This window comes from Ercella succinigenes, assembly GCF_900002895.1.
The window spans coordinates 1-25,744 of record NZ_CDHP01000027.1 but is presented as its reverse complement, the minus strand read 5'-3'; the positions used below and the strand labels follow the sequence as shown (position 1 = coordinate 25,744).

At 35.9% G+C, this 25,744-nt stretch carries 20 protein-coding genes; 6 read left to right on the top strand and 14 right to left on the bottom strand.

Annotation, left to right across the window (positions count from 1 at the left end; translation table 11 throughout):
- Positions 1-134: 134 nt before the first annotated feature.
- From AC0KSB_RS07170 to AC0KSB_RS07150, 5 genes are read right to left on the bottom strand one after another with little or no spacing between them, the layout of a single operon-like run.
- Positions 135-950: a mechanosensitive ion channel family protein gene (locus AC0KSB_RS07170; protein ID WP_472307755.1), complete on the bottom strand. Its 816-nt coding sequence runs from the start codon at positions 948-950 to the stop codon at positions 135-137.
- A gap of 36 nt (positions 951-986) precedes the next feature.
- Positions 987-2,015, bottom strand: a complete 1,029-nt coding sequence (locus AC0KSB_RS07165; RefSeq protein ID WP_472307753.1) for an ABC transporter permease — start codon at positions 2,013-2,015, stop codon at positions 987-989.
- A 52-nt stretch (positions 2,016-2,067) separates the two neighbouring features.
- Positions 2,068-3,186 (bottom strand): ABC transporter permease, encoded by a 1,119-nt coding sequence (locus AC0KSB_RS07160; RefSeq protein WP_472307751.1) that lies wholly within the window; start codon positions 3,184-3,186, stop codon positions 2,068-2,070.
- A complete protein-coding gene (locus AC0KSB_RS07155) occupies positions 3,173-4,042 on the bottom strand; it encodes an ABC transporter ATP-binding protein (protein ID WP_472307749.1) in 870 nt (289 codons plus the stop codon). Before AC0KSB_RS07155 ends, AC0KSB_RS07160 begins: the two co-directional genes overlap by 14 nt.
- Positions 4,043-4,044: 2 nt before the next feature.
- Positions 4,045-4,671 carry a TetR/AcrR family transcriptional regulator gene (locus AC0KSB_RS07150; protein ID WP_472307747.1) on the bottom strand — a complete coding sequence of 209 codons (627 nt, stop codon included), beginning with the start codon at positions 4,669-4,671 and terminating at the stop codon, positions 4,045-4,047.
- Between the two features lie 230 nt (positions 4,672-4,901).
- Here AC0KSB_RS07150 and AC0KSB_RS07145 point away from each other — a divergent pair, with 230 nt between their 5' ends.
- Complete coding sequence (locus AC0KSB_RS07145; RefSeq protein WP_472307745.1) at positions 4,902-5,882, top strand: CobW family GTP-binding protein; 981 nt, start codon at positions 4,902-4,904, stop codon at positions 5,880-5,882.
- 53 nt (positions 5,883-5,935) lie between these two features.
- On the opposite strand, the gene AC0KSB_RS07140 is transcribed toward AC0KSB_RS07145, so the two are convergent.
- A complete protein-coding gene (locus AC0KSB_RS07140) occupies positions 5,936-7,945 on the bottom strand; it encodes a family 43 glycosylhydrolase (protein WP_472307743.1) in 2,010 nt (669 codons plus the stop codon).
- Positions 7,946-8,156: 211 nt separating this feature from the next.
- Between AC0KSB_RS07140 and AC0KSB_RS07135 the strand changes: the two genes are divergently transcribed.
- Positions 8,157-9,428 carry a GGDEF domain-containing protein gene (locus AC0KSB_RS07135; protein WP_472307741.1) on the top strand — a complete coding sequence of 424 codons (1,272 nt, stop codon included), beginning with the start codon at positions 8,157-8,159 and terminating at the stop codon, positions 9,426-9,428.
- Positions 9,429-9,537: 109 nt separating this feature from the next.
- On the opposite strand, the gene AC0KSB_RS07130 is transcribed toward AC0KSB_RS07135, so the two are convergent.
- The 3 genes from AC0KSB_RS07130 to AC0KSB_RS07120 are packed head-to-tail and all read right to left on the bottom strand — an operon-like array spanning position 9,538 to position 13,896.
- On the bottom strand, positions 9,538-11,253 hold the full coding sequence (locus AC0KSB_RS07130; protein ID WP_472307739.1) for a BCCT family transporter: 1,716 nt from the start codon (positions 11,251-11,253) through the stop codon (positions 9,538-9,540).
- A 59-nt stretch (positions 11,254-11,312) separates the two neighbouring features.
- Positions 11,313-12,179 carry a 2-oxoacid:ferredoxin oxidoreductase subunit beta gene (locus AC0KSB_RS07125; protein ID WP_472307737.1) on the bottom strand — a complete coding sequence of 289 codons (867 nt, stop codon included), beginning with the start codon at positions 12,177-12,179 and terminating at the stop codon, positions 11,313-11,315.
- Positions 12,160-13,896: a 2-oxoacid:acceptor oxidoreductase subunit alpha gene (locus AC0KSB_RS07120; RefSeq protein ID WP_472307735.1), complete on the bottom strand. Its 1,737-nt coding sequence runs from the start codon at positions 13,894-13,896 to the stop codon at positions 12,160-12,162. Before AC0KSB_RS07120 ends, AC0KSB_RS07125 begins: the two co-directional genes overlap by 20 nt.
- A 258-nt stretch (positions 13,897-14,154) precedes the next feature.
- Between AC0KSB_RS07120 and AC0KSB_RS07115 the strand changes: the two genes are divergently transcribed.
- From AC0KSB_RS07115 to AC0KSB_RS07105, 3 genes are read left to right on the top strand one after another with little or no spacing between them, the layout of a single operon-like run.
- Positions 14,155-15,819: an efflux RND transporter periplasmic adaptor subunit gene (locus tag AC0KSB_RS07115; protein ID WP_472307733.1), complete on the top strand. Its 1,665-nt coding sequence runs from the start codon at positions 14,155-14,157 to the stop codon at positions 15,817-15,819.
- Positions 15,812-16,537, top strand: coding sequence for an ABC transporter ATP-binding protein (locus tag AC0KSB_RS07110; protein WP_472307731.1), 726 nt, complete (start codon positions 15,812-15,814; stop codon positions 16,535-16,537). The genes AC0KSB_RS07115 and AC0KSB_RS07110 overlap by 8 nt, the downstream gene beginning before the upstream one ends.
- Positions 16,537-17,790, top strand: a complete 1,254-nt coding sequence (locus AC0KSB_RS07105) for an ABC transporter permease (protein WP_472307729.1) — start codon at positions 16,537-16,539, stop codon at positions 17,788-17,790. The genes AC0KSB_RS07110 and AC0KSB_RS07105 overlap by 1 nt, the downstream gene beginning before the upstream one ends.
- A 55-nt stretch (positions 17,791-17,845) precedes the next feature.
- Here the strand turns inward: AC0KSB_RS07105 and AC0KSB_RS07100 are convergent, their stop codons facing one another.
- The 5 genes from AC0KSB_RS07100 to AC0KSB_RS07080 form a co-directional block, all read right to left on the bottom strand.
- A complete protein-coding gene (locus AC0KSB_RS07100; RefSeq protein WP_472307727.1) occupies positions 17,846-21,013 on the bottom strand; it encodes an AAA family ATPase in 3,168 nt (1,055 codons plus the stop codon).
- The gene (locus AC0KSB_RS07095) at positions 21,003-22,208 is read right to left on the bottom strand and encodes a metallophosphoesterase family protein (protein WP_472307725.1); all 1,206 of its coding nucleotides are present in this window, start codon (positions 22,206-22,208) and stop codon (positions 21,003-21,005) included. Before AC0KSB_RS07095 ends, AC0KSB_RS07100 begins: the two co-directional genes overlap by 11 nt.
- A gap of 74 nt (positions 22,209-22,282) precedes the next feature.
- Positions 22,283-23,245 carry an N-acetylglucosamine kinase gene (locus AC0KSB_RS07090; RefSeq protein ID WP_472307723.1) on the bottom strand — a complete coding sequence of 321 codons (963 nt, stop codon included), beginning with the start codon at positions 23,243-23,245 and terminating at the stop codon, positions 22,283-22,285.
- A gap of 44 nt (positions 23,246-23,289) precedes the next feature.
- Complete coding sequence (locus tag AC0KSB_RS07085; protein ID WP_472307721.1) at positions 23,290-24,597, bottom strand: 6-phospho-beta-glucosidase; 1,308 nt, start codon at positions 24,595-24,597, stop codon at positions 23,290-23,292.
- Positions 24,594-25,394, bottom strand: a complete 801-nt coding sequence (locus tag AC0KSB_RS07080; RefSeq protein WP_472307719.1) for an AraC family transcriptional regulator — start codon at positions 25,392-25,394, stop codon at positions 24,594-24,596. Before AC0KSB_RS07080 ends, AC0KSB_RS07085 begins: the two co-directional genes overlap by 4 nt.
- A gap of 131 nt (positions 25,395-25,525) precedes the next feature.
- Between AC0KSB_RS07080 and AC0KSB_RS07075 the strand changes: the two genes are divergently transcribed.
- Positions 25,526-25,744: transposase (locus tag AC0KSB_RS07075; protein ID WP_472307717.1), on the top strand; the 219-nt coding region annotated here is incomplete at its 3' end.

The window sequence follows — 25,744 nt, the reverse complement described above, 5'->3', positions numbered from 1 at the left end:
TAATTAATTTTTTCACAATAAATTTAACAAACGAAAAAAGAGTTATCCCAAGCAACCTACTTAACTTGAGATAACTCTTTGAATTTTAGCTTTAATCAAAACTACAATAACAGCTTTTGTTTACCATTAAAAATTTAACGGTCTAAAGAATTTAGATGAACATCCATTTGTGGGTATGGTATTTCAATCCCTTCCTGATCAAAAGAAACTTTGACCTGCTCCATAAGATCAAAATAAACAGTCCAATAATCAGAAGCCAGAGTCCAAACCCGAAGAACAAAAACCAATGAACTGTCTCCATGTTCACCTAATCGGCAAAAGGGCTCTATCGGCTCTGTAATCGTCAGTTCATGCTCAGAAGCAAGTTTAATTAATATTGCTTTTACCTTTTCTACATCAGCACTATAATCAGTTGTGAATTTCAGATCAACTCTTCTCTTGTCTTCCATAGAGAAATTTGTAATAGAGGCATTTGTAAGAGCACCATTGGGCATCATAATTCTTTTATTATCAACTGTATTCAAAACTGTGTAAAATATATTTATATCTGTCACTGTACCGGAATCACCATTAGCATCTATAAAATCACCTACTCTAAAAGGTTTAAATATTAAGATCATCATGCCACCAGCTAAATTGCCTAAAGCACCCTGCAATGCCAAACCAAGCGCAAGCCCTGCCGAAGCCAAAACTGCAAGAACCGATGTCATTTCTAAACCTAAATAACCAGCAAGGCTGACACCTAGAATGATTTTTAACGCTATGGAAATAAAACTTCGAATAAAACTTTGTGCACTGGGATCTATTTTGATAAAAGCTTCTGATTTACTAACCACCTTTAATAAAAGCTTAATCAATTTCAGACCAATTACAAGCAATACCACAGAAACAATTATTTTTACACCTGTAGTTGTAATAAAATCAATTAACAAAGTCAAAACCTGATCCATTTTTTCCTCCTTTATCTTGTAAATCTTATTCTCTTATCAAATCATACCTCTTTTTATTCGCTTTTGCATAATTAAAAATACAAGCAAAGTAATACAAAGTATTATCGCATTATTTATCCATATTTCCGACCATTTTGCCTGTTCAAGGACGATTGAATCTATAGATTTGAAAGCCCAATAAAATGGAGACCAGTACAAAAAAGGCTGCCATTTTTCAGACAAGAAGATACCGCCAAAAATAGAAGCTAAAATAGGCAGAAACATTATTTTCATCGATGCTACGGCACCTATAGGTTCACTTTGATATACGCCTATTACAAAACCTATAATCATACTTATAAGAGCAATTGAAATTGTTACAGCAGAAACCTGCAGATAATTTATTTGAAAAAAACCAAGAATAAGCAGAACTGCGAAAGCATGAAGCACAGGAATAATCAGACCTAATATTGACTTACCAGCTACATATTCCCAGCGCCTGATGGAAGTAACATTAACAGCAGCTAATGTTTTATATTGTTTTTCTTCCACTAAATTCAGCATCACTATTATTCCACCGAACACGGACATAAAAACAACAAGGAAACTACTTCCAAATCTTGCCAAAGGTGATAAATGCCAGTTTAAATCTGTTACAGAAAGATCTAACGGTAATTCAGCCTCTGGATTCTGCCAGATAAGCAAAACAGACTTAACCAACTCAAGGCCATATTCCTGTTCATTGCCTCCAGCTATTATCTCGATGGAACCAAACGAAGACGCCTCTGATATTGGCTCTTTTTCATAAATGATACCAAAGATATCATCGGTATCACTTACTCTACTAATAATTTGATCTCTGTCATCAAATTTTTCTACTTTACCATGCGCAGAAAGCATTTCTATCAAAGCAGGATCGGAGTTTTCAAGAACAGCCATATTTATTGATATATTACTTGCCGCCGGTATAAAAAATCTCATAATCAAGGCAATCAGTACCGGGGCAAAAAGTATATAGATTATCATCGAATCACGTATACCACTTTTAAAATCGCGCATAGTAACAGCTAATATTTTTTTTAGCATATTTTCGCCAGACAAAGAACCCTGTCTTTGTCTATCTCCTTTCGCTTATATATTAAATCGTAATTGTTTTTTTGTACCTCATATTAGCCAACAAAAACAATAGTATACTTATTGCGGCAAATGCAATTGCCGAACCAAAGATATAGTTCAAATCCGGTTTTTGCAGCAAAGTTTCCCGCAAAGCGAACAACATCGGGTAAGACGGCAGTAATGTAATAATTCTGGGAGAAAATGCAGGCATAAAATATGAAAACGAGGTAAGAGAAAGAATTATTATAACCAAATATAATGTCCCCAGCGACTTTGTAAGCGTGTCATAAAAGCTTGCTATAAACAGACCTAAAGCAGATCCAAACAAATTGAAGACAATCATTAAAATCAAAAAATATCCAAAATTCACATAATCTGCAGCCACCGACAGAATAATGATTGATCCTGTGATTATTCCAGTTATCAGCATTACTCCTACTTTGCTCAGCAAATATTGCCAAACCGGAGTAGGGGTAACAGCAAGTGCTTTTATCGTGCCTTCTTCTTTATCCATAAAAATATATGCAGCAATAATAAACAGACCAACAAAGGCACAGTTCAGAACCAGAAGAACGGGCAAAAGATTTATTCTATCTGGTAATTTCTCTCTAGTTTCCGAAATATTAGTTAAAATAATATTATCCGTATGATCAGGCATCATGCTAATCAAAGGTGCTACAAACTGTTTTTCCATAAGATTTCTCATTTGCTCATTTTCATATCCCTGCAAAACTACTTCTATTTTTAATTTGCTACCATTGTTACTTATCAAAAGTCCTATTGCTTCCCTGTTTTCTTCCATAGAACTTCTGACACCTTCGGCAGAGTCTTTTAGCATCAAACCAGCAGGCCAATCAGAAAAATCAGCTTCAGGATTTATTGACCCGCTTTGCTGAGCTTCCATTAAAATGGCAAGATCAGAAAATTCATTTGATTCATTATTCATATGCTCTGAAAAAGACTCAATAATTTCATTTTCAAGATCAATATAAACAAACATTTTACCTTCTGACTGAAATGATTCTGGTATTACAAAAAGTAATATTGCAATAAAGATAACAGCCATAATTATCTCTATGTATATATAATAGCTTCTAAAAGATAATTTAAGATCCTTTAAGAAAGTGCTAAACAGCTTCATTGTAAATCAACTCCCTACCGGTTACCTTGATGAATATTTCTTCAAGTGTTGCTTCACGAGTATGCATAGTTTCAATATTTCCGGCTTCAACAATAGAAGCAAGTCTTTGCTTCTCTCTCTCATCTATCAAAGATAAAGTTTCCGTCTTTTTTTGCCCATCAGAGATATATTCAACCTGAACAAGTCTCTGACCATATTTCAATTTGAGATTGCGCGGCGTATCAACTAATTTTAGTTCTCCATCTACGATAAAACCAACTTTATCACTTAATTGATCTGCCAGAAACATGTTATGTGTAGTAAGCAGAATCGTGGTACCGCTTTCTTTTTTTTGTAAAATTATGTCTTTCATCTGTCCTGCTATAGCCGGATCCAAACCGGTTGTAGGTTCGTCAAGAAACCAGAGTTGCGGCTTGTTGATCATACTCCTGGCAAAAGTAAGGCGATGCTTCATCCCCTTCGAAAAATCACCGGCCTTCTTATTTGCCACGTGGTCAAGACCGACAAGTTTTAATAATTCCAGGGGGTCAACCGTCTCTGTATCAAAAAGTTTTCTGTAAAATTTCAGATTTTCCAGAGCAGTAAGTTTTCCATAAATATTTGACTGTTCAAATGAAACACCTATCTTATTAAACAGATTGCGGTTCATGCTTCTAAGATCAAATCCAGCTACCTCGCCATTTCCTTGTTGTATCGGCAGCAATCCGGTTAATATTCCCTGAGTAGTAGATTTGCCGGCACCAGATGGGCCAAGTAAAGCAAAAACCTCTCCTTGTTCAACTGAAAAGCTTATATCTTTAATAGCATAATTCTGATCTTTACCATAAGAATATGTCAAACTTTCAACATTAATCATTTCTATACCCTTTCTGTGCCGATTCCACTTTTCAAAAAATCAATCAATTTTTCCACCGTCTTCATATAATCCTGATCTATACCCTGTTTTATAAATGCTTTATAATAGTCCGCAACCGAAGTATTAATAGAAGAAATAATATGAGCTATAAAAGTTTTATCAATTTCAGGTCTTATTTCGCCACGGGCTATTCCAAGATCAAGCAGCTGCTCAAAAATCTGATCGGATTTACTCATATTGTCTTGCATGAATTCTATAAAAACAGGGTGATTTCTATCCGCTAACAATCGTGTACTTATTTGCTGCAGCTGAGGATTATTGATCGCAAATTGAATGCCTGCAGCATAGGTTTCCCGTAAAAGATCAAAAAAATTCATTTCCATAGGATTAGCCATAACCGGAGAAAGATATTCAAACTTCTTTTTTACAATCATATCAAGAATATACCGATATAGATCTTTTTTATTCTTGAAATACTGATAAAAGCTACCTTTAGGAATTTCTGCTTTTTCTATAATTCTGTTAATGCTTGCCTGGTCATAGCTGAACTCTGTAAATTCAACAATTGCCGCTTCTTCAATTTTTATTCGTTTAACTTCAGGCAGATTGTAAAAAGTATCTTTAGGCAAATAAACACCTCCATATTCCATGTATCAAAAGCCGTTTATAAAATAAGCAAGACCTTTTATGACTTTAAGGTCATATGACTCAGTAGTCACATTATGCACTTTTATTTCTACATTGTCAAGATTTACCCAAAGTTGATAAATTTTGACGATAAATAACATATTTTTACAAATCTCTTAGGCAAGCAAAGTTTATTCTATTTGTATAAAGAAAAGCAGGGAGAGTTTATGTGATGAAAAATGCAACAAAAGAAAACCCTAAGGAAACTAATCCTACAAGAATTATTCTCATAACAGGCTTTTTAGGATCAGGAAAAACCTCTTTGCTAAAACATTTACTTTCCAATTATTCTGCAGAAAAGCAAAACAGGATTGGTGTTATCGTAAATGAGTTTGGTAAAATCAGTATCGACGGACCGGAGTTGCTGCCGTTTAATAAAAATATAACTGAACTAAATAACGGATCTATTTTTTGCCAATGTTTGGCAGGAACTTTCGTAGACAGTATAGCCAGAATGCTGGAGAAAGGTTTAACAGATCTTTATATTGAAAGCACAGGATTAGCAGATCCTTCAAACATGCAATCTATACTCCAGAATGTTAGTAAAAAAACAAATCTGCCATATTTCTATGCAGGCGTTTTATGTGTGGCAGATGCAAAATATTTCCGCAAGCTAAGTCAAAGCAGTGCAATGATTAACCGTCAAATTCTGCAAAGTTCAATAATAATTCTCAACAAAACAGATTTAATAACTGCTAATGAACTATCCGAAGCCAAACAAGCTATTCGCAAACTTAATCCTCTTGCAAAAATCTTGCCTGCATCTTATGGTCAGATAGATATTAGCGAGCTGAACAAGTTGAAAATTTCCAGGCTTGGAAGAAACCTGCCCAGCCTTAACACACCTAAAAACCGTACTCAGACTATGATTATGCAATTGAAAGAGCCTATTAGCAGACAAGATCTTATTACTTGGACAAGCGGTCTCAAAGGCCACATTTTTCGATTAAAAGGATTTGTACAGCTGACAAACGAAAAAGGAAACTGGCAAATTGATTTAGTGGGTGGAGACATTACCATAGTCAAATCTGAAAATGATACTATATCAAATTCAGAAATAGTAATAATTCCTTTTATCGAGCCTGAGAAGCATGAAGAAATCAGAAAATTTGCAGCAAATACTGTTTCTGCCGAATTCACATGGATTTCTTAAACATGCTACGATTTTAATAATCTTTTTTCAGAACAACAAATAATGTAAATTTGTCATTCAGTTACAGTCACCTTTACGGATATATTTCTATATTCAGAACGTAAAAACTGTTCTTCTGTCATCTTAAGTACAGGTATACCATCGAATGCCCAGTGCACTGTTTTAATACGTGCATGTCTGCAAGGATCATACAAAGGATCTGTTCCGGCATAGTTACATTTACCGCTGTAGCATTCCAATGACCTGGCATGATAGACAAAGACATCATTGCCAAATTGATCAGTGGTGAAGGAATTATGCCCAGGACCAAATTCATCTGCTACATCTGCAGTTGTCAAAATGGGGTAAGGTGTTTTTTCCCATGATTCACGCAACAGCAAATCTGCATTTTCGTTTGCAGTCAAAAGCCCTATACAATATTCCGGTCCTGTACCGGCAGCAGAAAAACAAAGAAAAATTTTACCATCTCTCTTGAGAATAGCAGGGCCTTCATTTACATTATAACGAATTCGTTCCCAGGCAAATTCCGGAAAAGATAAAATGGTAGGCATAGATATTAATTTGGAAGGGTCATCAGAGTCTATTCTGGCAATATAAAGCAGAGAATCCCCAATCGTTTTTTCGGCCCAGACAACATAGTGTTTATTATTTGCTTCGAAATAAGTCATATCAAGTGAAAAGGTTTGAAAAGATAAAGGATCCCCTGCAAGAGTTTTCACTCTTCCTAAAGAAGTCCATGAATCAGCTTTCATTGGATTTTCACCCGGCTCGCATTTCAAAAGATGTGGTCTTATCGAAAAAACATCATCCGAAGAAGTACTGCCGGTAAAAAATATATACCAGATTCCATTTATCTGATGTATTTCAGGCGCCCATATATAACGGTAAACATTATCAAGCTCGTTGTGATGCCAAATGGTCACTTCTTCGGCTGTTTGTAATCCTTCTATAGTGTCTGATGATCTCAAAGTAATTCTACTGTAACCATCTTCATCATCCTCTGCATGCATGGGATATGACGCAGTAAAGTAATACTTCCCATCATCACCTTTTATAATCCACGGATCCGCCTTGGATTCAATAAAAGGATTATCATATTGCGGATACCCTGCCCGGCCAGTGAGCGTGTATTCTCCGGGAATCATATTATCAAATCCATAAAGCTCCCAGTCAACAGGGATTTTTGACATCGATCCATCGCTATAATAGGCAGTAATATATTTATCAAGATTAAGTTTTTCACCTGCTTTTATATATATATCATCTGTTAGTTCTTTTATTCCAGTGTTAGTAACTGGTTTTAACTTAGCCAATATGTAATCAAACGAAACCTGATCCACACCTATTATATTCCCGGGTAAAATATCTTCATCCCATTTATCAATAAAATTTTGCCATTCTTCATATTCTGTTTTCACAGGAGAACTTATCGACCTAAAATCGGAAGTTGTTTGTTTATATTTATTCTCACCATCCGTCCAAAGAATCACATAATTCTGTTCTTTGTTGTCATAATAGCATTGAGGGCTATAAATTTTAGTTTCTGCCCCAAGGTCTAAAATTATTTCTTGATCAAAACTAACAAGATCAGAAGATGTATAAAGTGCAGCTTTTCCATATCTTGAAGAACTGACAGCAATAACCCCAAAATCACCATTTTCCAAATAAAAAACAAAAGGATTTTCAATACTGTGCTCACCATCAAGTTGTTTAGCAAAACATATCCCATTATCAGAATTAAGAGGTGTAAATTTTTCTGCATCCTTACTGTATGCAAGATGCAAACTTTGATCTAAAGCAGAATCTCCTCCTGTTTTTGTATAAACCATAATATAGCCAGAGGACAGTTCAAGTTTATTCAATTCTATCATCTCCTTATTCAGATTCAGTTTTATCTTGGGTTCTTCAGCACTATCATTATTGATTTCTTTATTCTTGCTATCTCTGTCTGATAATTGGATCAAGATTGCTCCTGCAACAATTAATAACACTAAAGTCAAAAGGATGCTTAAAAATATTTTTTTACTTTTCGATTTACCTTTACTACTCATTTGATATAGCAATTAAAACCTCCTCTTATAGCTAATATGCTTTGTTTTTTGTGCTACACAAATATTACTTTATAAAACAATAACATTAATCCGATAGTATCTTTTCTTAATTTTTTTGATATTTTCTTAATATTTTTTGTTATTCTTACACTTTAGTTGGTATAATCAGAATTAGTTATTCAGTTTTGTCAAATAAGCAGATGCCCATATTGAGGTTGATGACGTGAGAAGAAAAAACAAACTGACAAGAGTTGATTTACAGGTATCGACACTGATAATTATTTTGCTTTTCTGCAGCGGTCTTATAGTTGCAGTTTTAACATCCCAAATTAATCTGCGTGCTTTCAGGAATCATTTAAAAATGGAAGCAGATATGTTAAATAATTATATTTTTGAAAGCGATCTTCCAATATTATTACAGCAAGCTGCAGAAGATGTTTCTATTTTGCAGATCACATCTGATCAAAACCTAAATATCCAGGCTGTTCAGCAACAACTTTTTCACACTACTCAAAGTAGCACTGTACAAAGAATATATCTGGTCGCCCAAGATAATAACGATTATAAAATTTATGCCGGCTTGGAAAAAGATTTTTCTAACGACATATCTGAAGTGTCTGCTAATACTAAATCTATCTCAGGCCAAGGGATCAATTGGCAAAGTGAAGCACATATCAATAAAGCAATTACCGGCAAAAGTTTTATCAGTGCTGATATTATGAGAGTCAATGACAAACATTTAATAGGATTTTATTACCCTGTATATGATCTGCAAGGCTCCGTTATTTCTGTGTTAGCGCTTGAATTTTCAGCGCAACAGGTTTATTTGGCAAACAATGCTGTTTTCTTTTGTATTATAATTGTCTTTTTATTGTCATGTGCTATATCGATACTATTTTCAGTGCACAGATTCCGGGCAATATCTAATCTTGCACATAAAACGGTTTATAATATAGACAGGATGACAGGATTCAAGAGCAGAAATACTTTTGATTTAGATTTAAATAACATTAACAGCACCAAGGCATACGAATCACTAACTATTTACTATATCGATCTCAATGATCTTAAACAGGTAAATGACAGCCGTGGGCATGAACATGGTGATGATTATATTATCGCAATGTCTGAAATAATCAAAGATTCAGCAGGTGCCGGAGATATAATTTATCGGGTCGGCGGCGATGAATTTTGCATTTTATCATTCAACCATGTCAGGAGCAAAGCCAGAGCCATGGTGAAAAGAATGGAAGCAAATACCAGAGCCTATAATAGCGAACATGGTACAGACTATTCAGCAGCCATAGGTTTTGCCATTTTTAATTATGATCTTGATTCAGATGCAGGCACAACAAGAATAAGAGCCGAGATGAATATGTATGAAAATAAAAAACGCATGAAAAACGGTCTTGATCAGATTGCTGAGGAAGGTTTTATGACAGAAACCGAGCAAAGAGCCAGACAATGGCAGCAGGTAACCGAAAAAAACGATTAATATAAAAGTTGCCTGAAAGGAATACATAATCCACTTTCAGACAACCTTTTTTGAAGTCTTTTCCAAACTACTTTGGCATTATTTTATATTCTCTAACACAAAAAATCTTCTATTTTAATTTGGGTTTCTTTCCGATTTTCTCTATCATCATTTTAAGAGTTACCGTGCGGTTATAAGTATATTTTTTGTAGCTTTCTTTCAATTCTTTGTTTAAGGAAATCATTATCATTATAAGGATAACCGAAAATGGCAAGCCCATAATTATTACTGCAGACTGTATAGTAGTAAGAGCTCTTTCTCCACCAATCAACAACACTGAAAGAGCAATGGCGCCTTCCATGGAAGCCCAAAAAATCCTTTGTTTTTTGGGAGGATTATCTCTGCCACTGCTTGTCAAACTGCTAACAACAAGTGAACCGGAATCGCTACTGGTAACAAAAAATATGATTATAGCAATAACAGCGATAAAGGATAATGCAGATACTAACGGTTTATATGGCGTCAGAAGGTTAAACATCTCGAAAATAGAAGTGGCTATATTATTTGAGATAGCTTTTTCTATCACACCATCATACATTTCATTTAATCTTGTACCCGCCGCACCAAGAATGGTCATTGCAAAAGTTATTATAATTGTCGGCAACACAATTGCTCCTAGAGCTACTTCTCTTATAGTTCTTCCTTTGGAAATACGAGCTATAAAAGTTCCCACAAACGGAGTCCATGATATCCACCAAGCCCAGTAGAAAACAGTCCAGCCTGCTTGCCAGGCTTTTTCCGAAGTTTCAACACCAGTATATAATGCTATATCAAAAAACTCTCTTAGATACAACCCCATTCCAGACAAATAAGTCGATAATATATATACTGTGGGACCTATCAACAATATCCCCAACAGTAACAGACCACTAACAACCATGTTGGCTTCACTTAGGAATTTAATACCTTTATTCAACCCACTTACTACAGATAATGTTGCGAAAGCAGTAATAGAAACAATTAATATAATCTGAACAACCGGATCAAAAGGAACGCCGAAAAGATAATTCAGACCAGAATTTATCTGCTGTGCACCAAGGCCAAGAGATGTAGCTAAGCCAAATAATACAGATAAGACCGCAACTGTATCGATGATATCTCCCAGAATCCCGTATATTTTCTCTTTTATAAGCGGATAAAACAATGATCGTGGTGCAAAGGGAAGTTTTTTATTATAAGCAAAATACCCAAGACCAATTGCTACCACACCATATGTCGACCAGGCATGCGCGCCCCAATGCATGTACATGATTTTGAAATTATCATAGGGCGATCCGGACTGCAACCCAGAAGGAATATCAAGATGATAAATAGGTTCGGCAACACCATAAAAGAAAATACCTATACCTATACCTGCACTGAACATCATTGCATACCAAGCAAGATTACTGTATTCAGGCCTCATTGTATAACCGCCCAGCCTTATTTTGCCAAATTTAGATAATCCCACAATAACCAGGAAAAAGAAAGACGCATTTATTGTAACCACAAACAGCCATGAAAAATATTCATTAATCCAGCCGTTAATAGAACTAAAAAAATCAGCCGACATGTCAGGCTTTAGAATAGTGAAAATAACAAATGCAAGCACAAGAATTGCAGAAAAAAAAGAAACAAAAGAATTCATGTCCAAACCAAATTTCGTAAAATTGCGCTCAAACATCTTTTCTTCAGCCGCTTTTGCCTTGTCACCTACCTGAACCAAATCAGGTTTTGACAAAACCTCATCTATCATTTCAAGATTTTCATGAATCACTGGCTTAGATTCATTTTCATTTTCGGTCATAATCCAGTCCCCTTCACAATTTTAAGTTTTATTTTTACATTTTTTACAAAGCAAAATTTTTATTTGAAACTGTTAATAATTTCCTCGACCGGCTCTTTAGCAAACGGTCTGTTGATTAATGGTATTTCGCTTTTTTTCATTACTTGATGCTTTTGATCATAAGAACTGCTTTCAACTTTATATATAATCCCTGTTGGTATTTCCTCATCAAAAATCATAGCCGTCTGCATTGCCTTAATTTTATCAGTTGGATCATACGTCTCAGGCAAAGGCTTTACTCTTTTTGAATAATCAGCAAAAGTATTCAACTTATTAAAACTTACACAAGGCTGCAAAATATCTACAAGAGCATAACCACGGTATTGAATGGCTTCTTTCATTATTTCTACCAGCTGCTTACGGTCACCACTAAAGGCTCTGGCCACAAACCCTGCACCCATAGCCAAAGCTGTCAGTACAGGATTAAGCGGAGTGTTTATATTACCAAAAGTCTGCACGCCTGTAAAATGACCTTCCTGTGAAGTAGGCGAAGCCTGACCCTTTGTCAATCCGTATATCTGATTGTCATGTACAAAATGACTTATATCTACATTTCGCCTGATGTTATGAATAAAATGATTGCCTCCTTCTCCGTAGGAATCGCCATCTCCACTCTCAACTACTACCGTGAGATCATTATTTGCTATTTTTGCTGCCACAGCCACAGGTAAAGCCCTGCCATGAAGTCCACAAAAACTATTAGCACTTATATACTGTGGAGTTTTTGCAGCCTGACCAATGCCTGCAACCATTAAAACATCCTCCGGCGTCTTGCCAAGTTCAGTCAATGCCTGCTGCAAACAAGGGAGTATGCTGAAATTGCCACAACCAGGGCACCATGCTGTTTCATATAATTCAAATTTATTTTCATTTATATTTTTGCTCATGAAGCACCTCCTGTACTCTCTCAACTATTTCTTCCGCACTTAGCTGTCTGCCATCATATTTTAGAATTTGTTGTTCACATGCTATACCGGTTTGTTCACGAATTAGCATTCCTAACTGACCAGTAGCATTTTGCTCAACATTAATCAAAAGCGACGTTTTTTCGGCCACTTGCTTCAGTCTTTTTACAGGCAAAGGCCAGATATCACCAAAAACAAGTGCAGCAAATTCTAATTTGTTTTTCCCTTTTATCCGATTCAAAGTTTTAACAGCTTCTTTCAAAGGCCCATACATCGACCCCCAGCCTATCAGACAAATTTCAGGATTATCCGAACCTAGCCAGTCCGGTTCCTGCATAAGTTTGCTGATCAATTTAAGCTTATGCATCCGTTTGTTCATCTGTTCTGTTCTTACTTTTGCCGACTCTGTTATATGTCCGTACTCATCATGCTCATCACTATCAGCTGCTGCAAGACCAAGCTTACTGCCAGGATATAATCTAGGCGAAATACCTTCATCAGTAATAGCATATCTTTTGAAAACTTCCTCTTTTTCAGACGAATTAACTTCAAGATAATCTGAATCCAGATATTCCGCCAAAGTTTTTTTACCATTAAAAGGATCTACAGGATCAAGTTCAAAAGGCTTGACAGTGGAAGATGAATCAGCAAGATACTGATCACTTAGCAAAATAACGGGGGTCTGAAAACTCTCTGCCAGCTTAAATGCTCTTACAGTCTGGTAAAATGCGTCTTTATGACTTCTTAATGCTATAACTATGCGGGGGAATTCTCCTTGAGCAGCTGAGATAACAAATTTCAAATCACTCTGTTCTGTACGCGTAGGTAATCCGGTAGCAGGACCAGGTCGCTGAACATTAGCTATTACTAATGGAATTTCCGCTATTCCGGCCAATCCTAAAGCTTCAACTTTTAGACAAAACCCTCCTCCAGATGTTCCTGTCATAGATCTTAAGCCTGCATAAGAAGCTCCAATAGCCATGTTTATTCCGGCTATTTCATCTTCCGCCTGCTCAACAACAACTTCACATTTATCGGCATGTGCTGCAATGAATTCCATTATTCCAGTCGAGGGAGACATAGGATATGCAGAATAAAATCTAACACCTGCTGCAAGAGCTCCAAGACCAACAGCACGATTGCCAGAAATCAGTATTCTATCTTGATATTTTCCTGGTTCGCTTTCATAATGCTGATCAACTTCGGCAAAACCTTGCTCTATGGCTTTGATATTAATTTCTAAATACTCTTTTTTCACAAAATCAGCCATTGTGTCAGCCGTATGCTGCAAATCAAGCCCAAACAATTTTAGCAAAGCTCCTGTGGCAACACTACCTGCAACCTTGTTATTACCAAGGTCCTTGGCTATCTTTTGCATATCTATTTTTATTATTCTGGCATCATCATCTTTTATATCAGCATCACAAAGAATAAAACCTTTTTCAGAAAGCTTTTCCTTGTGAAGATCAATAGTTTCTTGATTTAATGCGACTATACCATCAATATTATTGCTATGGGATGTGATTTTCTTATCGCCAAACCTGATCAATATAAAATTATGTCCTCCTCTGACTCTTGACATGAAATCTCTAATGGTAAAGACATAATATCCGGCTTGTTTCAACAATTTTTCAAAAACAGCTGCAGTTGTATCAATTCCTTGCCCTGCAGCCCCTCCTATCAGAAGATTCTTCGGCATAGTTTAAGTCCTCCTTAACTTGACAAATACAAAACGTTGTCAGATATGATTCAGACGGATTGATCTTAATGCTGTATGTTTTTTATTTTATTATTATATTTCATTATACATCAATATTTGATTGTATTTGTCACATTATCACTTCTACAATATTATTCCTAAGTGTAGAATGAGTGCATAAGCAAATTTGTAAAATCATTTTAGAATAGAACAGGGTTAAAGTTTTATACAAATTTTTTGAACAGGCGGTGATTTAACATGTCGCAGATATCAGATAAAAGACGAAGAATAAAAATCAGAAGAGTAGTAGGCTTTTCTTTGGTAGGTCTAATTGCTTTGACTGGTATTTTATATAGTCTTTTGCGTCCGGAACCGCTGCCAACAGTTCGAACATCGGAACTTTACAGAGGAAACATTAACAGTTCAATGATGTTATCGGCAGAAATAATACCGGGATCAATTAACTACATAAATCCACAGACACAGCAAAAAGTATTGCAGCTTCATGTCAAAGAAGGAGATCAGGTAAAGGCAGGAGATAAACTTGCAACATTAGATCAAAGCGAGCTCGAAGATCAATATAATCAGGCAAAAGAAGCACGTATACAAATAGAAGAATCGATTAATCAGACAGAAAAAGCTGCTCAAGCCCAAGCTGAAGCAGTTCAAAGTCAAATTACAGCCGCAGAACAGGCATCACAGCAATTACAACACAACATCACCGAACTTAGTGCTAATTTATCTTCTTCCTTATCAAGGCTTGTGAGACTTAATAGTATGCAACCAATCATTGTAGACATTAATCCAGATCTCAATATTGCAATCGAACAACTGCTCCAGAACTTTGATTCCGAGTCAGAAAACAGCACACAGCAGACACAAGAAATTATTGAATTAATTTTGCAGGAAATAACTTATTCAGAAAATCCTGATTATCAGGAGCAGATGACCCTTTTGCAAAATGAACTTACAGTGATTGCTGATCTAACAGGAGATGTCCTAAGTTCACTTGTCGGATCTGCAGGTATAGCAGGCACTGCAGGCAGCATCAATATATCAGATGGTATTGCAGAGCAGCTTTCCAGTCAGTTAGGGACAATAGGAAGCACACTGGAAACAGCTCTATTTCAAGCAGAAAATCTGGAAGAGATGGCAAAAACAAATCTGGACAATTCCAGATCAGAATTAATTGCTGACAATGATGGAATCATTGCAGCAATTAACATACAACCAGGCGACTATGCAGGAAGGAATAATTCCCAAGCAATAAATTCTTTCGATTTATCATCAATCACTAATTCAGACATGCTCTCTGCATATTCAGGTAATATAACCTCTGATCTTATCAGCGGTGCATCTGTAAATGAATCAGCAATCGTTATTTACGATAATACAAGACCAAAAGCTTCTTTTCAGGCCAGTCAGTTTGATTCCGGAAGGATAAAAACCGGATTACCTGTAATATATAAATATGAAGATATGAATCTAAATGGCAAAATAGAGTACATATCACCAATTGCATCCACCGGATCTATAGGAACAGGTTCAATCAGTGATCTTACTTCTGATTTCGGATCGTTTGGCGAATTTGGAACCGAACCACGCTTAACCGTCGAGATGAGTATACAAGGAACAAATTTAGAAAAACTTATTCCAGGATTTTATATTGATGCAGAAATAGAAACTGCCTCAGCAGAAAATGTTCTAATTCTGCCAGCCGAAGCAATGCGCAGAGAACTTGATAAATACTTTGTTTTTACGGTTGATAAGGACAATATAATAAAAAGAAAAGTTTTTACACCTGGCATCCAATCAGATATGTCTGTCGAAGTAATCGATGGTCTAAATGAAAGTGACATCGTAGTAATGAATCCTCCCAGCAGTATTGAAGATGGTATAAAAGTGCAGGTGCAGTATGAATAAAATAAATCCAGATGAGAATAAAACTGTTATCGAACTAGAAGATGTCTGGAAAACTTATCAAACAGGCGCAATATCTCTTACCGCACTGCGCGGAATCAATCTGAAAATTAAACAGGGAGAATTCACTGCCATAATGGGACCTTCTGGTTCTGGAAAGTCTACCTTGATGAATATTATAGGTTGCCTTGATCAGAAAGACCGTGGTCACTATGAATTAAATGGCAACAATATAAGCAACCTTTCCGCAGATGACCTTGCAAGAATCAGAAATGAAGATATTGGTTTTGTTTTTCAATCTTTTAATCTCTTAGCAAAGTTAAATCTCAGAGAAAATGTTGAGCTTCCGATGATTTACGCTGGTATAAGCAGAAAAGAAAGATACAGAAAGGCAATGGACGCTTTAGAATCAGTTGGACTTTACGATTGGTCATTGCACAAGCCAAATGAAATTTCAGGTGGTCAAAAGCAAAGAGCAGCTATAGCAAGAGCAGTTGTTTTACAACCAGCCTTAGTTATAGCAGATGAACCTACAGGAAATCTTGATAGCAAGTCCGCTGATGAAATCATGCAGCTTTTTGTCAGACTAAATAAACAAGGCTCTACAATTGTTCTCATAACGCATGAAGCAGACATTGCAGCCAGGGCAAATAGGGTTATTCATATAAATGACGGGCAAATAGTGTCCGATACTTATGGTCTTTCAGGAGGTAAAGCCTAGTGTTTTTTGAAAGTGTGAAAATGGCAATAAGCAGTCTTATCAACAATAAAATGCGGGCTTTGTTAACTATGCTCGGAATAATTGTAGGTATAGCAGCGGTAATTGCGATAGTAGCACTTGGCGAAGGGGGCAAAAACGAAATACTGGGGCAATTTGAACAAATAGGGGCTTCATCATTTATTGTCCAGGTACGTTCAAGTCAGGCACAAACCGGAGACTACATTGATCAAAATGATTTGACAGCAATCAGAACCAAGCTCGATTCGGTTAGAGTTGCAACAGCCTCCTCACAAACTGTTGCAACGGCAGAAACCGATATGGGAAGACGCAGAATTTTCCTCACAGCAATAGACGAAGATTATACCTTTTTTTCACCTATAGACTTAGTACATGGTCGAACCTTTTCCGATATTGAATATATAGACGATATAGCAGTTGTTATAATAGATATTTCAACAGCTCAATCACTTTTTGGCAGAGATAATGCTGTAGGTGAGACAATAGCTATCGAACATAACAATCGCCTTATGCGTGCTACTGTAGTCGGCATCAGCGAATCTGCCGCCAGCCAATTTTCTGGATTCACAGGCAATTTTAACGGTGATGATTCTGATTTTTCTGGAATGCCCGGTTTTGTATATGCCCCGTTTTCATCTGCCGGTAAAATCATAAGCGATGATAACAGACTCTCTTCCGTTTTTGTTATGGCTTCTTCTCCCGAACTTGTTGACGATGCCAGTTCCTCGGTTGTTAGACTACTGGAAATGAGAAGAGGAAATACCGACAGATCTGTTTATCGCACTCAGAATTTGGCCTCGATTCTAGATCAAATAAACAACATTGTAAATATAATGACTATATTCATCAGTGCAGTCGCAGCAATCTCTTTGCTTGTGGGCGGAATTGGTGTTATGAACATTATGCTGGTTTCAGTGACTGAAAGAACCCGGGAAATTGGCATTCGCAAAGCTATAGGTGCTTCCACTACAGATATTATGTTCCAATTCATGACTGAATCAATCATAATGACCATGCTAGGAGGTATATTAGGAATAATAGCAGGCTTAGGGTTAGCAAATGGAATTTCTTCTTTCGTAGCAAGACTTGGCATAGCACAAATAAACCCTATACTAAGTTTACAATCTATAATTATAGCAGTACTTTTTTCAAGCGCAGTAGGCCTGTTTTTTGGAATCTATCCAGCCAGAAAAGCTGCTTATATGGATCCGATAGATGCACTTAGATATGAGTGAATATTAGCCTTGCCAAAGAACATCTCCTCCGTCTTCTAATTGATACTTAAATTCATCAGGAAAGTTTTTTTATCTCTATTTCCTTAATATCTTTTTCTGCCCAATCAACAAGGCGCTTATGGCAAGAAAACATGATAATTTGAGGGGCTACAGAAGAGTTTTCTTCTCTATATTTTTGAAGAAAGCGCAGACCTTGGAAGGCGCGATCATCGTCATATTGCGTAAAAATATCATCCAGCAGCAATGGTAAAGGTTGACTGTTTTGGGTTAAAAGGCTTGAGATTGCAAGTCGTAATGATAAATATGCCTGATCAATTGTGCCACTGCTAAGAAATCTCCATTCATGCAAGCGATTATCTTTTGAGTCCTCTATGGCTATATCAAACTTTCTTGAAACTTTTACATTGTTATATTTCCCATTAGTAAGCACATTAAAAATTTCTGCTGTTTTATTATTAACCAGCGGACCGAAATTCTTTTGTATATCTTCAAATGATTCCTCAAGTGTTTTTTTTGCCAGTTTAATTGCCTGATAATCATCCTCCTGCGCGCTGATAACTTCTCTTATCTCAGATATTTCTTCTTCCAGCTGACTTATATTCTTTTTGTCACGAAATCTTTCTTTAATAGAGGCTTCTTCGGATGCAATTTCCTGACTAAAAGTAATAATCTGATCATTTAGAGCTTTGATTTTCGACTTTAATACAAGCTGGCTTTTTTCTTCGGAATTATCATCAGTTACTATTTCGGCTTCGCCTTGTATATTTGTTATAACTATATCAAGCTTACTTATTTCATTATTAATCTGCTCTATTTGTTCTGCCAATTTCTCTTGGGTAAAATCTTTTTCTAGATCACTTTGATTCTCTATATAGGTATTAATATTGATTTCCGCTCTTTCGATTTCAGCAATACTGCTCTTTAATTTATCGAATAGTTCAAAAGCCTGATTAACATCTACAGCAGGCTCATACAGCATTATTTTATCTATCAGATTTTGTTTTTTTTCATTAACCTGATTTTCAAGCGCCGCATGTTTTGCTTCCGCTTTTTTAAATATTTCCAACTGATTTTTAATTTTATCCTGATGCAGATTATAAATTTGATATAGTTCCGCCAAATGATCAAAATCATCGGCTCTATAATTTATAAGCTCCGATTGCACAGCAGAAAGAAGAACTGTTTTTCTTTCAATTATTTCATCAATTTTCTCCTTAAGATCAAATAATGCTTTTCTTGTTGTCTCCGGATCAATTTTTTCCTCGAGCTGACTGTATACAGTTTCAGATTCTATTTTCTCCATCCTTTCTCTACTTCTTATTGATTTTTGCTTAAGGAGAGTTTCTTTTTGACCATTTAGACCTTCTAATTGTCTTAATTTAGCATCATAATTACCGGATGCAATTTCTGCCTCCTGTTGTGCTGCTTTTAATTGCTTTTGCAAGTTTATTCTAAGCTGTTGCTCTTCTTCCAGATCTGCTTTTATCTGCTCAAATTCCTGTTTGATTTCTGCAGTTTTGTTTTTTGCCTGCTCTTTGCGAGCAACATAATCTCGTTCCTCTTGAACAATTTTTTCTTTGCAGTCATTAATCAAGTCCGTATCTATTATGTTACGAATAATTGTACTTGCCGGTATTTTTTTATAAAGCAAAGGAAACGGAATAAGTGCCACTAACATTATAAGAAAAAAGTATGGTTCCAGAATAACACCAAGTACGATTCCCGCCATAATTATTGCCAAAGATATTAATAATACAGGTTTTCTTAATTCTTTTTTCTCTGGCATTTGCTCCTGCAGCTGATGCGGTTTATTTGCATCAGTTAAGCGGTCTTTTAAATATCTGATCCTTTCATCATAATTATCAGAAATATTTTGCTCACTTGATTGAGCAGACTTTAGCTCTGATTCAACACTGTAACTTTTATGCCTTAAATAATCTGTTTTCTGCCGATTTTCTTCAATTTGATCGTTCAGAGCATCTAACTGCTCATTATATTCTTTACAATTTCCAATCAGATCTTCTGCTTCTCTTGTCAGCATTTGTGTTTTTTTAGCAATCTCAGTAAGTTCTTTATCAAACTCGTTAATTTCTTGCTCTAATTTTTCAAGATACTCAAAACTTTCGACTTGCTTTTTCAAATCTATAATTTGTACTTTTATTTTTTCAACTTCTTTTATTTTATATTTTAATTGTTCAAAATTTTCTGAACTTATTTTTTCAACTTCTTTTTGAGCCAGTTCCTCGGCAATATTCTTTTGATGTTCATAATCAAGCTTCGCTTCTTTCAATAATATTTCTGAATTTTCTAATTGTTTTATCATCTGTTCAAACTCAGAAATAAAAACTTCGTCTAAAACAGCATCTTCTCTTATCAAATCCGCTTTTCGGTTTTTTTGCAATTTAATCAGCTCTGCTAATTCTTTTTTTCGCATTAAAGCTTTTTCATAAATTTTCACACGGTCTATCAGCTCATATTTTTGTGCCTTTTTTTCAAATGCTCTTTTGTCTTTTTCAATTATCTCTTTTTGTCTTTGTTTTTCTTTTATTTGCCGAATTTGTTCTGCTTTTTCCTGTTCATCTATCTCTGCTTGAGTTTTAAGAAGATTTAAATTATCTAAAACTCTTCTATTATTTACAAGCATGCCTTTTTTTTCATTTTTCGAAACCAGTTTTTCTTCCATATTCTTGAGATTTGTATCCACAACCTTATACGATATACTTTCATCTCCTGTAGTAACCATATTAAGAAGACGTTGGGTTATTTCATCCTTTTTACCACCATCATCTATGACACTACCCCCTTGACCAATAAAAACACTTTTTTCAAAGGCTTCGGCTCCAAGGTTAAAAAATTCTTGTCCCGGATCTTTATCCCTAGGCAAAGAAATCTGTTCACCTTTATCCATATTCCATATATTTACAATATCCGTTGCATTACTAGCAGCAAAAACCCTTTCCAAACGGTATGTTTTGCCATCATTCAGAAAATCTATATAACCTTTCATTTCACTGCCATCCCAAGGTTTATAACGTTTGCGAGGATTTTTTGAAATATCTTGACTGCGACCGCTTGTGCCATAAAACATAAGATAAATAAATGCCATTAAAGTACTTTTGCCATCTTCATTATTGCCATATAAAATAGTGAAGTTATCACCAGGAGCAAGATCAAAGTTTTTTAATTTGCCAAAATTGTCTATATGAATATGTTTAATAATCATTTAAATTCACCTCGCCGTCAAAACATCTCAAGCCTATTTCCAAAGCCTTTTGCAATTTCTGAATCTCACTATCATTTCCGGCTTTTTCGGAGCTTTTTATTTGCTCTAACATTTTTTTGGTAAAAATACCCTTGAGCGAAGACTCTTTAGCCAGAGCATCAAGATCCTGTTTAATATGAGTTTTGTCTATAACTTTTGCAAAATATATATTTTGATTTAATCTATCCTCAATTACAGCAAGAGGCAAATTGAAATTCATCGGCAATTGTCCCTTTAGAATAATCTTATAAAAATTATCAATATAGTTTTTACCGTATAAATCTAAAAGATATGAACTTATGTGGTCTACTATTTCTGTTTCGCCGAATAAACCAGATATATCTATATCTACCGCATCAAATATTCGACTACAAACTTTTCTGAACTTAAAGTCAGCATAATTTTGTCCTACTATACCTATATAAATACCCTTTTCGCCAAGCTCATCAAATCCTCTAGCCTCCGGGCAGCCTGAATAAGCAAATGAAGTTTTACCTGCACGCATAATTTCTGATTTTTTATGAATATGACCTAATGCGATATAGTCCAAACCACTTTTTGCTATCTGTGTTTCAGTAATTGGATTGTAAACACTATCTCCTGACTCAGATACCAGGTCAGCATGTAATATACCTATATTTATAAGATGCTCATCGACATCGAGAATACAATCCATCAAAGATTCTTTGATATAAGTTCGGGTGAAAGCAGCTCCGTAGATTGCAAAACCTCGATCCTGAAAAACTATTTTTTCTATCCCGCCTCGGAAAACAACAACATTTTCCGGCCAATGTTCGGCATAAGGCGAATCTATTGAGAAATAATCATGATTACCAGGGGTTATAGCTGCAATTGTATTTTTCATTTCAGACAAATATGATTTGACAGAGTTAATGGTTGCATCATCTACATTATTGCCTTCAAAGAGATCTCCTGCTATCAAAAGCAGGTCAATGTTTTCCTGATTACATATTTCAGTGATTAATCTAAAAGATCTAAGCAGATCTTGTCGGCGGCTCTTTGCAATACTATTATAACCACTATTTTCAGAGACATATATTCCGCCTGCTGCTCTGTTTATATATCTGCTTTGCAAAGAAGTTAACTCAGAACCAAGATGCAAATCGGCACAATGTAAGACCTTTATTCTTTTCATTATCTGACATATCCCTTTCGAAAAACATTTATAATAATTCTACTATAACACTGGTCTTAATTGTTTGATAAACCTTAAAATTTTTTAATATTTATTTTATGTTTGAGTTTAATTCCAAGATCATCAAGAGCCATTAAATAAGCTCCTGCCACTGGAGGCAGATCAGAATGAACTAAATAGGCTGAAGGTACTTTTCGATGCAGAGAAAGCTGCATTGCATCAATTAACAAAGGATTACTGCCTTTAAAAATACTACCTCCAAGGATAACAGGGATTATTTCATTCTGCATATTGACATTGCAGATAACGCCTGCAGTCATTTCACCTAATTCCTTGCCTATACGAATCAGAATATCTTGGGAAACTACGTCGCCAGAACCTGCTAATTCAAAAACAAGCTCCGGTATTTTACTCATTTGAATTTCGGTTTCACGTTCTGCCCGCGGATAAAAAAGACGCAATAATTCTAACATGTTTTTTTTATTAAAAAGCTGCGGGAGTTTTTCAGTCAAACAGGTTTTTGCTCCTATTCCTTCATCAGCTTTAAATGCATGGTGAAGCGCTTCCTTTGTCATGTCAGCTCCTCCACCATAATTGCCCAGAGTATAACCCAGTGCCCTTAAAATGCTGCGCCCACCCTTAAAATTTACAGCACCGGCATTTGAACCGGTTCCACAAATACATACCGCCCCCCATTTATCCTCAGTGCCACTTCTCATTATTATCCAAGCATCGTTTACTATTTTGTACTTAACATCGGCAAAAACAGGCTTCAGAATATTCTCCAGCAATTCATAGTCTTCCGGTAAATCAGCACCTGAAAGACCAAGTACAGCCAAGCTAATATCGCCGTTTGCAAGTCCAGATTTTTGCAAAGCCTTTTTATACAAGCTACCAACAACCTCACTTGTCTGTTTCACACCACAAAGTTGATGATTACTGCTGCCACCTGCAGCCTGTGCCAATATATTTCCCTTTTCATCTCCTATAAGACAATGTGTTTTGGTTCCACCACCATCAAAAGCTGCAACATACATAGACTTCAACCTTTCTACCACTAACTAAATAATCTGTCAGAATACTATTTCTGTTTAAAATTGGGCAGCCACACCTTATGCGCACTCAAGATATCATTAAGAATATCGATAATAATATCTGCCTTTCCAATCAATGGATGTATTAGCATAGCCTTAATCGCCATGTCATAATCCCCATTTAAGGCCGCCTCAATTGTATACTTCTCATAGACTTTTATTGTCTTTACAAGTGAGGCAACAGATTCCGGCAAGAAACCTGATGCCATCGGCATTGCTCCACGGCGATCAATAACACAATTAGTTTCCACAATACTATCCTTTGGCAAATCAGCTATTGCACCATTATTAATCACGCTAACAACATGTATTTGTCCATCGTCATTATAAAGGCTCTGAATCAAAGAAATTGCTGATTCAGAATAATATGCTCCACCTCTTTGTGTTAGTTGTTCAGGTTTTTTTACAGTTTCCAGTGACGCATAAACATCAAACAGCTCTTTCTCTACTGCCTGTACTTGACTGCCTCGAGTTCCTTTGCCTGATTTAACAGCTTCCTGATCCGATTTAATCTGTTCATCAGTATGGTAAAAATATTTCAGATAATAAGATGGTATAAGTTTAGTAGTTCTGACAATATCCAGATTAACTTTTTGCGGCCCCAGTATATCAGCTGCATATTGCAAAAACTTAGGATCAGTAAAGAGCTCTTCTGTACAGTCCGCGCCATTACGCCAAATACGATTAACCCAGCTCAAATGATTTATACCAATATAGTTTACCTTTATATCGTCAGAAAAATCCATGCTTTTAAGCAAAGATCTATACATGTTCAAAGGCACATTACATAAACCGATACATTTTATAGATGTATATTTAAGTACAGCCTCTGTCACCATTCCTGATGGATTTGCAAAATTTATCAGCCATGCGTCTGGACATAACCTTTCCATATCATGTGCAATTTCAAGTATTACTGGAATAGTGCGCAAAGCTTTAGCAAAACCTCCTGCACCTGTTGTTTCCTGGCCTAGCAATCCATACTTCAATGGTATTTCCTCATCAAGAATTCTTGCTGCGAGACCTCCAACCCTTATTTGTGTAATAACAAAACTGCAATTTTTTAGAGCTTCTTCTCTGTCAAAAGTTGCAGAAACAGTAATGCTTTCGTTATTGTATCCTGCTTGTACAATCATACGACTGCTCAGCTCTGTGATTATTTTTAATTTTTCTGCACCAGACTCAATATCTACCAGAACAATTTCAGTAACAGGCAGATTTCGCCTTCTGATTAAGATTCCTTCAATCAATTCAGGTGTATAACTACTACCTGCTCCTATAATAGCGATTTTCATTGGATACCTCCTGCAAATTCTTTTTTTCTGTATGCTCCTGGTGTACAACCTTTATAAAGGTTAAAAATATGGCAAAAAGACGATGCACTGGCAAACCCACAGGATAGTGCTATTTCTGTAATCTGATAATCACTTTCTTTTAACATATCAGAAGCCCTTGCAAGTCTATGTTCTGTGAGATATTTCTTGGGAGACTTTCCTTCATTCTCTATAAAAAGCTTGTATAAATAAGTTCTGTCTATTCCGGCATATTGGGCAATATCACTTATAGATATCATATATCCAAAGTTATTAATAATATATTCTTTGGCTTTATTTATGTAGCACTGATTGCCAAATATATCATCTTCATTAGAAAGTGGAATATGAGAAAAAACAAGATAAAAGTATCCTTTTAGAGCAGTGTCATTACTTCTGCCAAGATTAAAATCATTTGCAGCCTTGTCAAGCAAAAAACGTATATCATCGACATTATTAAATGTACAGGTATAATTATCTGTTCCCAACCCTCGTTCCCAAAGCATTCTCTCTGACTCATCGCCTGCAAAAGATAGCCAGGCATATTCCCAGGGATCTTCTTCATCCGCCTGATAAAAAGTTGTTTCTCCAGGCTTTATTAAGAAAGCTTGTCCCTTAGTTAAATTATAACAGTCCTTCCCTATATAAAAATTGCCCTTACCAGACAACACAAAATGAATAAGGTAATGGGGTCTTATCGCAGGCCCAAAAGCGTGACCACTAATACATTTTTCATACCCGCAAAAATAAATTTTCACTTTATTTATACCGAATGTCATATCTTTCTCTTTTCTTTGAAAAATATGATAAAGTCCGTATACTTGGTGTAAATTGAGAAATAAAAAAGAGCCACGAGCTCGCTTTCGGTATAATAGGTTTTGCGAAACTAACAACTGAAAGGAATGAGATCATGGCTCAAGTACATCTTACACTGGAAGACGAAATTCTTAAAGACCTTATGCTTGGAAATCGGGAGAACGGGGTGGCGAAATTACTGGAAAAAGTATTTGATGCGGTGCTGCGAGGACAGGCCAGCGAACAATTGAATGCCGAGCCGTATGAGCGAAGTGATGGACGTGTCAGCTATCGGAATGGCTATCGCGAGCGTACCCTGACAACTAGAGTAGGA

Bases quoted from the DNA above. Each gene is read 5' to 3' on its own strand.
- AC0KSB_RS07170 (WP_472307755.1), bottom strand. From the start codon at position 950: ATGGATCAGGTTTTGACTTTGTTAATTGATTTTATTACAACTACAGGT.
- AC0KSB_RS07165 (WP_472307753.1), bottom strand. From the start codon at position 2,015: ATGCTAAAAAAAATATTAGCTGTTACTATGCGCGATTTTAAAAGTGGT.
- AC0KSB_RS07160 (WP_472307751.1), bottom strand. From the start codon at position 3,186: ATGAAGCTGTTTAGCACTTTCTTAAAGGATCTTAAATTATCTTTTAGA.
- AC0KSB_RS07155 (WP_472307749.1), bottom strand. From the start codon at position 4,042: ATGATTAATGTTGAAAGTTTGACATATTCTTATGGTAAAGATCAGAAT.
- AC0KSB_RS07145 (WP_472307745.1), top strand. From the start codon at position 4,902: ATGAAAAATGCAACAAAAGAAAACCCTAAGGAAACTAATCCTACAAGA.
- AC0KSB_RS07130 (WP_472307739.1), bottom strand. From the start codon at position 11,253: ATGACCGAAAATGAAAATGAATCTAAGCCAGTGATTCATGAAAATCTT.
- AC0KSB_RS07125 (WP_472307737.1), bottom strand. From the start codon at position 12,179: ATGAGCAAAAATATAAATGAAAATAAATTTGAATTATATGAAACAGCA.
- AC0KSB_RS07120 (WP_472307735.1), bottom strand. From the start codon at position 13,896: ATGCCGAAGAATCTTCTGATAGGAGGGGCTGCAGGGCAAGGAATTGAT.
- AC0KSB_RS07115 (WP_472307733.1), top strand. From the start codon at position 14,155: ATGTCGCAGATATCAGATAAAAGACGAAGAATAAAAATCAGAAGAGTA.
- AC0KSB_RS07110 (WP_472307731.1), top strand. From the start codon at position 15,812: ATGAATAAAATAAATCCAGATGAGAATAAAACTGTTATCGAACTAGAA.
- AC0KSB_RS07100 (WP_472307727.1), bottom strand. From the start codon at position 21,013: ATGATTATTAAACATATTCATATAGACAATTTTGGCAAATTAAAAAAC.
- AC0KSB_RS07095 (WP_472307725.1), bottom strand. From the start codon at position 22,208: ATGAAAAGAATAAAGGTCTTACATTGTGCCGATTTGCATCTTGGTTCT.
- AC0KSB_RS07090 (WP_472307723.1), bottom strand. From the start codon at position 23,245: ATGTATGTTGCAGCTTTTGATGGTGGTGGAACCAAAACACATTGTCTT.
- AC0KSB_RS07085 (WP_472307721.1), bottom strand. From the start codon at position 24,597: ATGAAAATCGCTATTATAGGAGCAGGTAGTAGTTATACACCTGAATTG.
- AC0KSB_RS07080 (WP_472307719.1), bottom strand. From the start codon at position 25,394: ATGACATTCGGTATAAATAAAGTGAAAATTTATTTTTGCGGGTATGAA.